Source organism: Polynucleobacter difficilis (assembly GCF_003065365.1).
GTDB lineage: Bacteria > Pseudomonadota > Gammaproteobacteria > Burkholderiales > Burkholderiaceae > Polynucleobacter > Polynucleobacter difficilis.
Map to the genome: position 1 here is coordinate 262,440 of NZ_CP023276.1, position 13,667 is coordinate 276,106.

A 13,667-nucleotide genomic window follows, 5' to 3' on the forward strand; every position below is an offset into this window, starting at 1 on the left:
TGATACGCCTTTATGTATCTAACCTGCCAAAATGGCACTAAAGATGGCAATATGAACATGAATAACTTTGCATTAATCGGCGCAGCAGGTTTTATTGCGCCTCGTCATATGAGGGCTATAAAAGAGAGTGGTGGAGGTTTAATAGCTGCATATGACCCCAATGATTCGGTTGGCATAATTGACAGTTACTTTCCTGAGGCTGATTTTTTTACAGAGTTTGAGCGGTTTGATAGATTTGTTGATAAATTAAGCAGAAAGAACGACGATAGAAGAATTCATTACGTATCAGTTGCCTCTCCAAATTATCTTCATGATTCACATATCCGATTCGCATTGCGCTCGGGGGCGGATGCAATCTGCGAAAAACCTTTAGTTTTAAACCCTTGGAATATAGATGGTTTAAAAGAAATAGAAATTGATACTGGTAAAAGAATTAATACTATTTTGCAACTAAGACTACATCCTTCAATTATAGATTTAAAAAAACAAGTTAACTCTGGTAAAGACCTAAAAAAACATGATGTTGATTTAACCTACATAGCTTCGCGCGGGCATTGGTACTTACAGTCATGGAAGGGGGATGTGAGGCAGTCAGGGGGAATTGCAACAAATATTGGAGTTCATTTTTATGACATGCTACATTTCGTTTTTGGAAAAATTCAAGAAAATATAGTTCATTACTCCTCCAATACCAAGACTGCAGGTTATCTTGAGTATGAGCATGCACGTGTACGGTGGTTTTTATCTATTGATATAAACGATGTCCCTGTAGCGCTAAGAGAAAAAGGTCAACGAACTTATCGATCCATAGTCTGTGATGGAGACGAAGTTGAGTTTTCAGATGGTTTTACTGATCTGCATACAAAAAGTTATCAGGAGATACTTTTGGGAAATGGATTTGGCCTTGAGGAAAATAGGGTCGCAATTGAGACGGTGGCAGAAATTCGCAATATGAAACCGAAAGGTTTGATTGGTAATTATCACCCCTTCTTAAAGTCAGTTTTGTTGTGAGTATAAACATTCATCCTACCGCAATTATTGATGAGGGCGCTTCAATTGGTGAGGGAAGTCGAGTTTGGCATTGGGTTCATATTTGTGGAGAAGCAAAAATTGGTCGTAGAGTATCTTTAGGACAAAATGTTTTTGTAGGAAACAAAGTTTCTATAGGCGACGACTGCAAAATTCAAAATAATGTAAGCATTTATGACAATGTTGTTTTGGAGGATGGTGTATTTTGTGGGCCTAGTATGGTGTTCACAAATGTATTTAATCCCAGGGCTTTAGTTGATCGAAAATCAGAATATCAACCTACCTTAATAAAAAAAGGTGCAAGCCTAGGTGCTAACTGTACGATAGTTTGTGGTTTAACAGTTGGTCAGTATGCATTTATTGGGGCAGGTGCAGTAATAATTAGGGATGTAAAGCCTTATGCCATGATGGTCGGTGTTCCTGCACAACAAATTGGTTGGATGAGCGAATATGGGGAAAAATTAAACTTGCCACTATGTGGGGAGGCCCGGATTACTTGCGCGAATACTGGGAAAGTGTATAGGCTAACTAAGGATCAATTGGAGATTGAAAATTAATGATCAGCACAAAAAATCAAGTCATGCAATTCAGTGACTTAAAAACCCAATACGAGCACTTGAAGATTGAGATTAATACAAATATTCAGGCCGTACTCTCTCATGGTCAATTTATATTGGGCCCTGAGGTATTTGATTTAGAAGAAAAGTTGTCTGAATTCTGTGGTGCTAAATACTGCATTAGTTGCGCCAATGGTACTGATGCGCTTCAAATTGCTCAAATGGCTTTGGGCATAGGGCCAGGCGATGAGGTTATAACGCCAGGGTTTACCTATATTGCAACTGCTGAAACTATTGCATTGTTGGGCGCCAAACCTGTTTATGTCGATATTGATCCTAAAACTTTCAATTTAGATCCAGGAAAACTTGAGGAAGCAATAACAACAAAAACTAAAGCTATTATTGCGGTCAGCTTATATGGGCAACCCGCTGATTTTGACGCGATAAATTCAATTGCCGCATCCTATGCCATACCAGTTATAGAGGATGCTGCTCAAAGTTTTGGCGCAACTTACAGAGGTCAAAAAAGTGGAAATCTCGGCACCATTTCCTGCACAAGTTTTTTCCCAAGCAAGCCGTTGGGGGCTTACGGCGATGGCGGTGCAATATTTACAAATGACTCTACATTAGCAACTGTTATGCGACAAATTTCTCGCCATGGGCAGGAGAAACGTTACCATCATGTCAGGGTGGGTGTTAATAGCAGGTTAGATACAATTCAGGCTGCAATTTTATTGGCTAAGTTACGAATATTTCCAGAAGAAATTCAGATGCGAGAGAGGGTTGCGAGGCGATACTCCAACCTGCTGGAATTGTGTGATCAGCCTCCGGGGAATTCAAATATTTCTTTTGAAAGTCCGTATGTAGAGTCTTGGAATCAATCAGTTTGGGCGCAATATACGATTAAAGCAGTAGATCGAGAGAGTTTGCAGGAGAGGTTGAAATCTGCAGATATTCCATTCTCGGTGCATTACCCAACACCACTCAATAAACAACCGGCCGTCAAAGATGAAGGCGCCCTACTGCCAATTGGCGACAGTGTTGCTAAACAAGTAATTAGCTTACCTATGGGCCCATATCTGTGTGAAAAAGATCAAGATAGGGTGATAGAAGCTTTGTTAAATTGAGATAAATTTAATTGAAGCGGGATATAGATTTTTTTAATCTTTTTTGAAAGACTTTGAGATGGATATTAAGGGTAAAAAATTTGTTGTTGTGGGTGGCGCAGGTCTTATCGGATCGCACACTATTGATCAATTACTTAAAGAAGATGTTAAAGAGGTAATTATTTATGATAATTTTCTTCGGGGTAGCAAAGAAAATTTAAGCAATGCCTTAAAAGATCCACGCACCAAGATTTATGATGTTGGTGGCGACATAATGCAAACAGATATTCTTGAATCTGCTTTTAACGGGGCGGATGGTGTTTTTCACCTGGCTGCATTATGGCTTCTGCAATGCCATGATTATCCTAGGAGTGCTTTTGACGTCAATATTCGCGGCACTTTTAATGTAATCGAGGCTTGCATTAAAAAAGATATTAAACGACTTGTCTATTCTTCTTCAGCTTCTGTTTACGGCGATGCAGCTTATGAGCCAATGGACGAGAGCCACCCCTTTAACAATCAAAATTTTTATGGCGCAACTAAAATTTGCGGTGAAGCTATGTTGAGAGCATTCCATCATCGATACAAACTTAATTATGTTGGACTGCGTTACATGAATGTCTATGGGCCGCGTCAAGACTATCATGGTGCTTATATCGCAGTCATAATGAAGATGCTGGATGCAATTGACAGGGGTGAAAGTCCAACTATCCTCGGGGATGGGTCCGAGGCATTTGATTTTGTCGCGGTTGAAGATTGTGGTGTTGCCAATGTATGCGCAATGAAAGCTGATGCAACCGATTCTTTCTATAACGTTGGGACTGGCAAACGAACTTCATTAAAAGAGTTGGCTGAGATTTTGATGTACTTGACTGATTTTAAACAATCGATTAATTATGCTCCTCGAAGCCAGGCTACCTTAGTTAGAAATAGGATTGGCTGCCCAGAAAAAGCAAGAAGTGAAATTAAGTTTGCTGCAAAAATAGATCTTGAGGAAGGACTTAAACGTTTAATAAGTTGGCGATCTACACATAAGCATGAACTAGAGGTTCGTAGGCAGGCTGTTGGCCTGGTTGGATAAAAACTATGTCATATTTAAATGTCCCAATTGCACGAACCAATCTAACAGAAGCCGAGATTCAATCAGTTTTGGATCCGTTACGAACTGGCTGGTTGGTACAGGGCCCTAAAGTTAAAGAATTTGAGGATAAATGGTCTCAGTTTACTGGCTCTAAAAATTCTATTGCTGTTACATCGTGTACTTCCGCACTCCATCTTTCATTAGCTGCACTTGGATTTGGCCCAGGAGATGAAGCAATTGTTCCTGCCTTTACATGGGTTTCTACAGCTAATGTGGTTGAGCATCTAGGAGGAAGGGTGATTTTTTGTGATATTGATTTAGAAACATTTAATTTAGATGTAACTAAATTAGAAGAAAAAATTACCGGTAAGACCAAAGCAATTCTGCCAGTGCATTTATTTGGATTGGCTGCAAATATAGAGCCTATTATTAATCTTGCTAAAAAACATGGTCTTTGGGTAATAGAGGATGCTGCTTGCGGGTTTGGAAGTCGTTATCACGGTCAACATGTTGGTACGTTTGGTGATACTGGCTGCTTTAGTTTTCATCCTCGTAAAGCCATTACTACGGGCGAAGGTGGCATGATAACTACTAACGATGATGCGTTGGCTGAAAGACTTCGTAGACTGCGTGATCATGGAGCTGCTATGTCTGATCTTCAGAGGCATTTAGGGGCTCAGCCATATTTACTTGCCGATCATCCTGATGCAGGCTATAACCAGCGGATGACTGATATGCAGGCAGCTCTTGGAGCTTCTCAAATGAATCGCGCAGCAAATATTATTTCTGAGCGTCAGTCTATTGCAGCAGAATATGATAAGGAATTTTCAGCTCTAGAATGGTTGTCAACCCCAGCAAATATAGAGAACTATGAGCATGGATATCAGAGCTACCCCTGCCTATTTAGTCCTGAAGAGGTTAAAAACGCAGTCAAGCTAGCTGATTTTCAACAAATAAGCGAAATTAAATCTGCTCGCAATAATTGGATGAATCAATTATTGGCATCTGGTATTTCCACTCGACCCGCAACACATGCGGTTCATATGCTCAATTTTTACGAAAAAAAATATCATCTAAAGCCTGAGGATTATCCAAATGCTTGGGCAGCTAATGACTGTAGTATTTCTCTACCTCTTTTCCATGGTATTACCGAAAATGAGATGGCACATGTAATTCAGAGTGTAAAAGATAGAGTTAAATAATGTGCGGCATTGCTGGCATGGTTAATTTAGATGGTCGCCCTGTTGTTCGCGAAACCTTGCAAAATATGACTGACGCCATTACTCATCGTGGGCCAGATGGAGAGGGTCATTGGATAGACGGAAATATTGGTTTAGGCCATCGAAGATTAGCCATTATTGATTTATCTCCGGCTGGACACCAGCCAATGATTACAGGAGATGGGAGATTCGTTTTAAGCTATAACGGGGAGGTCTATAATTTTAGAGAATTGAGAAAGGAGTTAGAAATGCTGGGGCATAGCTTCCGCGGCAATTCTGACTCTGAGGTGGTTCTTAAATCAATAGCTCACTGGGGGAATGATGCATTTCTCAAATTCAATGGGATGTTTGCACTAGCTTTTTGGGACGCCAAAGATCGAAAATTATTACTTGCACGTGATAGGTATGGTGTTAAGCCGCTATATTATTCAAAACAAGACAATACTCTTTATTTTGCCTCAGAGCAAAAGGCATTCACCGGCTTAACGAGTTTTAGGAAAGAAATAAATAAACCAGCTTTGTTGGAATATTTTACTTTTCAAAATCTTTTTACTAGTCAGACATTATTGAAAGACGTGGAGTTATTAAAGCCTGGGCATTATTTAGAAGTATTTCTGGGGTCGAGTAATACAGTATTCAATATTAATTGTTATTGGGACTATAGATTTCGAGAGCCTGAGCAACAGAAAAAGCCCCAGGAGTATCTTGAAGAGCTTGATAGATTATTTAACCAGGCCGTAAAAAGGCAGCTTATTGGCGATGTTGAATTAGGAGCTTATTTAAGCGGCGGTATGGATTCTGGTTCCATAACGGCTATCGCAGCAAATAAATTTCCCAATCTAAAAAGTTTTACGTGCGGATTTGATTTAAGCTCAGCATCTGGTATTGAGCTTGCATTTGACGAAAGGGTTAATGCTGAAGCAATGTCTGCCAGCTTTAAAACTGAACATTATGAAATGGTTCTCAAGGCAGGTGACATGGAGCGGTGTTTGCCAAGGCTTGCATGGCATTTGGAGGAGCCGCGGGTAGGTCAAAGTTACCCTAATTATTATGCGGCCTACTTAGCGAGTAAATTTGTAAAAGTGGTCTTATCTGGCACTGGTGGTGATGAGCTATTTGGGGGATACCCATGGCGTTATTACAGAGCGGCTAATTGTCAAAATTTTGAAGATTATGTAAATCAGTATTATGGCTATTGGCAAAGATTATTAAGTAATACCCAAATAAAACAAATGTTTGCTCCGGTTTGGGGTGATGTAAAAGATGTTTGGACTCGCGATATTTTTCGTGATGTATTTGCTACACATGATAATGAGCTTAAACGCCCAGAAGACTACATAAATCATTCATTATATTTTGAGGCTAAAACCTTCTTGCATGGATTATTTGTGGTTGAAGACAAGTTGTCGATGGCTCATGGGTTAGAAACTAGAGTCCCATTTATGGATAATGACCTTGTTGATTTTGCTATGCAATGCCCAGTTAGTCTTAAATTAAATAATTTATCTAACGTATTAAAGATAAATGAAAACGATCCCCGGGATAAGCAGGGGGTATATTTTCAGAAGACTAATGATGGAAAACAGATCCTTAGGGATGTAATGAGAAGATATATCCCAGAGGATGTTGTGAAGAGAGAAAAACAAGGATTTTCTTCGCCTGATGCAAGTTGGTTTAAGGGCGATAGCATCAATTTCGTTAAAATGAAACTATTAAATAAAAATGCAAACATTTACAACTTTTTTGATAGAGCCACAATCACATCATTGCTCGGAGAGCATTTGCAGGGAAGCCAAAATAGACGCTTATTAATATGGTCTTTGTTAAATATAGAAGTTTGGCTGGAAAGTTTCTAAGAATATAAAAGCTGTAATATTTAGAATATAAAACAACAAAGAAAGAGTTTATTTGTGACTGTTCTAAATAACTTTACATTGACAGAATACGAAAAGTATTTGAAGGCCACTAAAGCAAAATATCCCTGCGTGGGTTTCGAGGTATTAGATTATGAAATACTCCCAGATCGTTTTGCAATAATTCGTCACGATGTAGATATGTCCCCTTACTGCGCAATTGAAATTGCAAGAATTGAGGCAAGGCATGGAGTTAGAGCAACCTATACAATAATCCTCAATGAAAAATTTTATAATCCGTTTGAAATAAGTGTACGAAAATTAATTGCTGAAATATCTGAACTTGGCCATGATATAGGCCTGCATTTTGATCCAGAGTGGCATGATATTCGATCCGAAGTACAGCTTTCTGATGCTATAAGATGGGAGGCTGACTTATTAAATAAAATACTCCTGAAAGAAAATGTCAAACCTGTAAAAACATTTTCTTTTCATAATACAACTCCTTTTTCAATGAAATGCCAAAAAAGATTTTATGCTTCTTTGAGGAATGCTTACGCTGGTGATTTACAGAAACACGTTCAATACATAAGCGATTCAAATGGTTTCTGGAGGCATCGATCATGGGATGCATTATTAATGGAAGATCATCCGAGAATACAAATTTTGACGCACCCTGAGTGGTGGATGTCGAAAGAGCTTGAGCCTGCTGAGAAAGTTTGCAATGAGCTTTCTAGGAGGGCAATAAATGCATGGCATGAATACAGATCCCATCCAATGCTTAGGAGCAATGATTCGGGTCTTGAGGCCGCGTTAAAAATTCTCCCGTCAATATATGGTCATGAGGGTGATAGCTTACTATTGAGTTGGTTAAGCGGTAATCGTAAAGAGGCTTATCTAAGACTATTTTTCATGTTTGAAAGAAGGGTAGCAGAGGTTTTTGATAGAGTTTTATTGGACAATATTTCCAAACTTGGGCAAGATTTTCTAAATGTCATTAAAAAGCTTTCTCTTGGAGTTGATCTATTGGTCGTGTTTAATATTTTTTTAAATATTGATCACGAAAGGTCTTACGGAATTACTGCGGTCGAATTTAATAATATGATCTTATTAAAAAAATCACTATGCTTTGGTTCTTATGAAATATCAGCAGAGATATTTCAGCAAGAGTTTGATAAATTATGTGAAATAAATAATAAATTTATAGATTGGATTGATGCTTTTGGAAGTATAGACAATATTAATCCTACTATACAGTGCAATATGGGCTATAAAAATAATGATAGTTGGATACATCTATGGCTAGCTGATCACCAAAAACTTTTTGGGATATCAAGCGAATGCATTGAGCAAATGACGGTGAAAGATTACAAGTATGATGCAAACTGAAGATGCAAGCTTAAAGATATTAGTGCTTTGCACTGTAGAAACAGGGCTTGATTCGATCTCAGACTTTATCAGAAGAGGGGGGGGGATTGTAGGTCTAGTAGGCCTGAATCCCAAAATAGCGAACCCTTTAATAGTAAGTGGATTTACGGATGTAGCTATTTTTGCAAAAAAGCATAATATTCCTTACGCTTATATTGAAAGCTATGATTTAAGTCTAGAAGCAGATGCTGAAATTATCAAATCGATGGACTTCAACTTGGTGTGGGTTGCTGGATGGCAAAGATTGGTCCCTTCTTGGTTAATTCAATTAAGTGCGAGCGGGGTTTTAGGTTGTCACGGAAGTCCAGATGGTATAACAGGAGGGAGAGGTAGATCTCCGCAAAATTGGGCGTTAATCTTGGATGCCAATCGTTTTGATTTGGCTTTATTTTTAATTACTCCAGGAGTGGATGATGGGCCAATCGTAACCCAGAGATCCTTTGCATATTTTCCAGGGGACGACATAAGAATTTCATACTACAGGGTATCAATAGCGGTAGCAGACATGATGCTGGAAGTGGTTTCAGACCCAGAGTGTTTACTCACTCCTAAGGCACAGAAAAGTCAGGGCTTTTATTTCCCCAAAAGAATTCCCGAGGACGGTATAGTTGACTGGAACAAAGAGCGTAAATTTATTTTACGTCAATGCAGGGCATTGACTCACCCATACCCTGGACTGCAAACTTATTTTGAGAATATACAAATTATCCTATGGGAGTGCGCTGACTTTGATGATGTTATTGATTCAGATGTTGGCCAAATAAGCAACTGCTTTTGTTCTGGTGAATTTCTGGTTAATTGTAAAAATGGGCGAATATTAGTACGAAAATGGACATCTAATGGAGAATGGGCTCCTGTCCATGGTATGCAACTTGAAGGCCAATCTTTTAAGGCTCAAATGAACAATATTGCCGAGAGACATCAGAGTAAAAATTCATTGCAGATATTAAGTCCCCGTATCACTAGATGGTTAATGGAGTAGCTCTTATTTAATATGGATAGCTATAAACGGAAGCATTAAAGATAGGCCATTATTAATTTTCTTCTTAAATGCTACAATTGACCATGAAACACAAGAGCTTAAAGCCATTCGATCTTAAGACGGCATATAAAGATTCGTATGAAAGATTTGGGGATACCCCTGCTGGAGTTCAATGGCCCCGAGGGCGTCAAGAACTTCGTTTTAATTCCCTTACATGTAATTTTAAAAAGACGAGATTTTTCTCGGTACTTGATTATGGGTGTGGGCTAGGACATTTAAAGCCATATTTGGATGAAAGATTTCCAAATTATGAATATTATGGCGTTGATATAGTGCCTGAATTTATAGCTGCAATTAAAAAAAAATACCCAGAAATAATCGTTAATCTAATCGATTCATACCATGACGTAAGCGGAAATTTTGATTACATTGTTATATCGGGTGTATTTAATATTAGGGATGAAAAAATATATTCCCATTACTTGCAAAAAGTTAAATATATTTTAAAGCACTTGTTTAGTATTGCAAAAATCTCATTATCCGTAAACTTTATGACTGATAAAGTAGACTATATGCAGATTCATGCAATGCACTTCAACCCTGCGGAGATGACAAATTTTGTGATGAATGAAATTACACCACGTTTCACATTGGATGCCTCATATATGCCTTATGAATATACGATTACCATGTTTAAAGATTTTGAAATAATTCGCCCAGATAATATTTATAATCCTGCCTAATGAAAATTGAAAAACTAAATATTACTTTTGCTGAAAGGTATGAAAGTTTTTTATTGGTACATCAAGAGGCCCTAATTTACCATTCTTGGCGCTATCAAAATTTTCTTGTGGAGTTGTTGGATTGTTGTCAAGAAACTCGTCTGGTAGTTGATCGTGAGGGGCAAATATTGGCTGCACTTCCATTAATGAGCATGAATGATTGTAAGTATGGAAGGGTTTTTAATTCAATGCCTTACTACGGGAGTCATGGGAGCATTATTGGTAACAATGCCGAAGCAGTACGTATGCTTCAAAATGAATTTCGTGACTTGCATCGTGACAACAAGGTTGCCGCCTCTACAGTTATAGAAAACCCGCTAAGCAAAAATGATAATAACAATTTTGATTATGATTTGTATGTAGAGCGAATTGGACAATTTACTAGAATAGAAAATTTAAAATCAGCTGATCTGATGGAAATATTTCATTCTAAAACTAGAAATATGATTCGTAAGGCATGTAAATTAGGGATTACTTGTGAAGTAGATAATAAAAACTTTACATTCTTAGGCCGTGTACATCATGAAAATATGTTGGAAGTTGGAGGGCTCAGTAAGACATTAAGATCTTTCGAGTTGATAAAAAAACATTTTATTGAGGAAAGTGACTATCGCCTTTATATTGCAAAGCATCAAGGTAGCGAGGTCGCTGGATTATTAGTTTTTTACTACAATTCCGTTGTTGAGTATTACACCCAGTAATTTCAAAGGATTACAGAGATACCCAGGCCCTAAGTTTTTTAATTTTTAAGGCAATGTGTGATGCTGCTTATAGAGGTTATAAATTATGGAACTGGGGGGGGACTTGGTTAACCCAAGATGGAGTTTATCGATTTAAGAGTAGGTGGGGTACATTCGATAAGTCGTATCGTTATTTCATAAAGATAAGTAACTCAGCGTTATACGAGGCATCCTCCGGCGAGATAGCATCAAGATATCCTAATTTCTTTGTCATACCATTTGGTGATCTTAAAATTTAATTTTTTAAAGAGTTATTGGGATCACATAGCTTTAGTTAACAATTTAAAAAATTAATTTCATTATGGAAAAATTAGATATTGTTGTAGGCGGAGGTATTGCTGGACTACTGGCGGCATTAATACTGTCGGAAAAGCAACAGCGTAAGGTTATTCTGATAGAGCGTGAGAATGAATTGGGTGGCCTATTACGTTCTTTTGACTATGGCATATACGGGAAGTTTGATTATGGCATGCATAATATGTACGAGACAGGGATTCGGGAATTGGATGAATTCCTCTTTGATTTACTACCAGATAGTGAATGGCAGATACTTGAAGGTTCAAAGCGAGATTTAGCCGGAGCTATATATGCAGGTAATGTTCAATATAATTCTCCATTTATAGATTTAAGAAATCTCGCTAAAAAAGAACATGAACTTTGCGTAAGTACATTCTTCAGTCAGCTTGATGAGATTGAAACTTCAATAGATAAAAGTGCTTATGAATACAACCGCACAAGATTTGGTGATGAAATTGCAAAACGACTGGATCAAATTCTGCGAAAGCAATTTGGAAAATCATCAAAGCAATTAGATTGGTTTGCAAATTATTTAAGTACATTGTATAGGGTCGTACTATTTGGTGAGTGCGCTATTCAAAAGCTAAATCAATCCAATCACCTTAGAGAATTAATCGCATGGCCTGAGCAACGAACTTTGCCATCTAATCTTGAGTCTGGGCGCAGAGCATATTACCCAAAGGAGTATGGGATGTATCGTATAGTTGACTCTATTAAAGCAAGACTATTAGCTGCTGATGTAGAGGTTTATACAAGTTCTGAGGTTGTAGATATGAGTATTGATAGTGATAGAGTTTCCTCTATTAAAATTAGAGCTGCTGATGGTGAAAAAACAGTTAGTTCACTTGACAATATCATTTGGACATCTGGACTACATTCAGCTGCTAAAACATTAGGTATAAATCTTTTAGAGTATCAATTTGATAGGCCTAGGAAAACTATAGTTGTCAATATGGTTCTTGAGAGGCCTCCATTAATGGAAGACTTATATTATTTATATTCTTTTGAGCTAAACAGCAATATATTTAGAATCACTAACTATTTCAATTATTGTAAGAATGCAACCAGAGCAGATGGTTGGCCAATATCAGTCGAATTGTTGATTGACGAAGTATTGGGGGATAGAGAAATGTGCGATATGGCAATAAATCAGATAATTGATACTGGCATCATACTGAAATATTCAGATGTTATTTTCTCGTGTGCTGAAATAGTTAATCCCGGATTTCCAATGCCTACAATAAAAAATTTTACAGCCATAGAAAGTATTCGCAAAGATATTAACTCGATCGGAGCCAAAAATTTACATGTAGTTGGCGTTCAAACTGAGAAAGATATTTTTTTTCAGAGGGATGTAATATCCCAAGTTTGGAAAAAAATGGAGCAATTAAATTAATATGACAGAAGATCAGCTGGAATTAGGCAGCATCCCATTTTATTGGAGAGCAAAAAGAACAATTTCCGAAATTGATGAAGTGGTGCCTGAAAGATTGCCATTCTCCTTCGCCTTTGAAAAGTCATTGCAACTTTTGATTCAAAAGCCAAATTTACAGGTTAATAGCTGGCTAAATTATGTATATAAAAAGGAGTCTAACGTCGGGTATTTGCAAGAAGGGCATTCATTGGCAGAGTCTTATGGGAATGAGTTCTTAGCTTTTTTCAACAAAACTTTAGATGTAGTGAACATATCTTCACGTAAGGTCCTTGATATTGGTTGCGGCGGGGTGTATCTGCTTAGAAGGTTAAGGGATATGGGGATGGATGTGCGTGGGATGGATCCCAGCCCAATTACCGTTGAAGCTGGAAAAAAAATAGGCATTCCAATAATTCCAGAGTTTTACCCAAGCCCGCTAATGCAAGATAAATATAATGTTATTTACCATTATGATGTTTTGGAGCATGTAGAAGACCCAGTTAAATTTCTTAGCGCTCATCACCAAAATTTAGAGAGGGATGGTTTAATAGTTATCGCAGTTCCAAATTGCAGCAATCAAATAAAGAACGGCGATGCATCTATGGCGATACATGAGCATTTGAATTATTTTGATAAACAATCCTTAGCAAATGTTTTGAATGCAGCAAACTTTGAAATTATATTAATAGAGGAATCTCGTGTAAATGGAGTATTGCTTTGCTCCGCAATACCATCGAGAACTAATAAGAAAATTGCTAATGAAATTTTTTATGAATATAAATTTCAAGAGTTCATTAAAAAATACAAAACGTCAGTAGAGAAAATTAAAAAACTAGCTATGACGGATGGTGAGCTTGGTATCTATATTCCTATTAGATTTCTTCCGTTTATCAATCTTCTCGAGGTTGGCCAAAAAATACGCTTTTTTGATGATGACCCTGGATTATATGGAAAGTATTATGATGGCGTGGATATACCTATTGAAAATTTAAAGGACTTAATAATAACCCCCCCTAAAAAAATAATAATTTGTTCATATGGGTTTGCAAATCTTATATCAGAAAAGATCTGCAATTCATTGGGGCATGAATTTGAGGTCATCAAATGGTCGGACATCTTTTCGTAGGTTTAGAATTGAATGGAAGGCGTCATGAATTTAAGGAAAAATATGGAATGCA

At 37.6% G+C, this 13,667-nt stretch carries 12 protein-coding genes; all 12 read left to right on the forward strand.

Annotation, left to right across the window (positions count from 1 at the left end):
• Window positions 1–57 precede the first annotated feature (57 nt).
• Window positions 58–1,011, forward strand: coding sequence for a Gfo/Idh/MocA family oxidoreductase (locus tag AOC34_RS01380; RefSeq protein ID WP_108469984.1), 954 nt, complete (start codon window positions 58–60; stop codon window positions 1,009–1,011).
• A 2-nt stretch (window positions 1,012–1,013) separates the two neighbouring features.
• Window positions 1,014–1,586, forward strand: a complete 573-nt coding sequence (locus tag AOC34_RS01385; protein WP_407675570.1) for an acyltransferase — start codon at window positions 1,014–1,016, stop codon at window positions 1,584–1,586.
• Window positions 1,586–2,713 carry a DegT/DnrJ/EryC1/StrS family aminotransferase gene (locus AOC34_RS01390; RefSeq protein ID WP_325051257.1) on the forward strand — a complete coding sequence of 376 codons (1,128 nt, stop codon included), beginning with the start codon at window positions 1,586–1,588 and terminating at the stop codon, window positions 2,711–2,713. Before AOC34_RS01385 ends, AOC34_RS01390 begins: the two co-directional genes overlap by 1 nt.
• A gap of 58 nt (window positions 2,714–2,771) precedes the next feature.
• The gene (locus AOC34_RS01395) at window positions 2,772–3,773 is read left to right on the forward strand and encodes an NAD-dependent epimerase/dehydratase family protein (RefSeq protein ID WP_108469986.1); all 1,002 of its coding nucleotides are present in this window, start codon (window positions 2,772–2,774) and stop codon (window positions 3,771–3,773) included.
• A 5-nt stretch (window positions 3,774–3,778) separates the two neighbouring features.
• On the forward strand, window positions 3,779–4,975 hold the full coding sequence (locus AOC34_RS01400; protein ID WP_108468424.1) for a DegT/DnrJ/EryC1/StrS family aminotransferase: 1,197 nt from the start codon (window positions 3,779–3,781) through the stop codon (window positions 4,973–4,975).
• Window positions 4,975–6,849: an asparagine synthase (glutamine-hydrolyzing) gene (asnB, locus tag AOC34_RS01405; RefSeq protein ID WP_108468425.1), complete on the forward strand. Its 1,875-nt coding sequence runs from the start codon at window positions 4,975–4,977 to the stop codon at window positions 6,847–6,849. The genes AOC34_RS01400 and asnB overlap by 1 nt, the downstream gene beginning before the upstream one ends.
• Before the next feature lie 54 nt (window positions 6,850–6,903).
• Window positions 6,904–8,235, forward strand: a complete 1,332-nt coding sequence (locus AOC34_RS01410) for a polysaccharide deacetylase family protein (RefSeq protein WP_108468426.1) — start codon at window positions 6,904–6,906, stop codon at window positions 8,233–8,235.
• A complete protein-coding gene (locus AOC34_RS01415) occupies window positions 8,222–9,256 on the forward strand; it encodes a hypothetical protein (RefSeq protein ID WP_108468427.1) in 1,035 nt (344 codons plus the stop codon). Before AOC34_RS01410 ends, AOC34_RS01415 begins: the two co-directional genes overlap by 14 nt.
• An 83-nt stretch (window positions 9,257–9,339) precedes the next feature.
• Entirely contained in the window at window positions 9,340–9,999 is a 660-nt protein-coding gene (locus AOC34_RS01420) for a class I SAM-dependent methyltransferase (RefSeq protein ID WP_159074767.1), read from the forward strand.
• Complete coding sequence (locus AOC34_RS01425) at window positions 9,999–10,739, forward strand: hypothetical protein (RefSeq protein WP_108468429.1); 741 nt, start codon at window positions 9,999–10,001, stop codon at window positions 10,737–10,739. Before AOC34_RS01420 ends, AOC34_RS01425 begins: the two co-directional genes overlap by 1 nt.
• Before the next feature lie 340 nt (window positions 10,740–11,079).
• A complete protein-coding gene (locus tag AOC34_RS01430; RefSeq protein WP_108468430.1) occupies window positions 11,080–12,471 on the forward strand; it encodes an NAD(P)-binding protein in 1,392 nt (463 codons plus the stop codon).
• A gap of 1 nt (window position 12,472) precedes the next feature.
• Window positions 12,473–13,615 carry a class I SAM-dependent methyltransferase gene (locus AOC34_RS01435; RefSeq protein WP_108468431.1) on the forward strand — a complete coding sequence of 381 codons (1,143 nt, stop codon included), beginning with the start codon at window positions 12,473–12,475 and terminating at the stop codon, window positions 13,613–13,615.
• The last annotated feature ends 52 nt before the right edge of the window (window positions 13,616–13,667 follow it).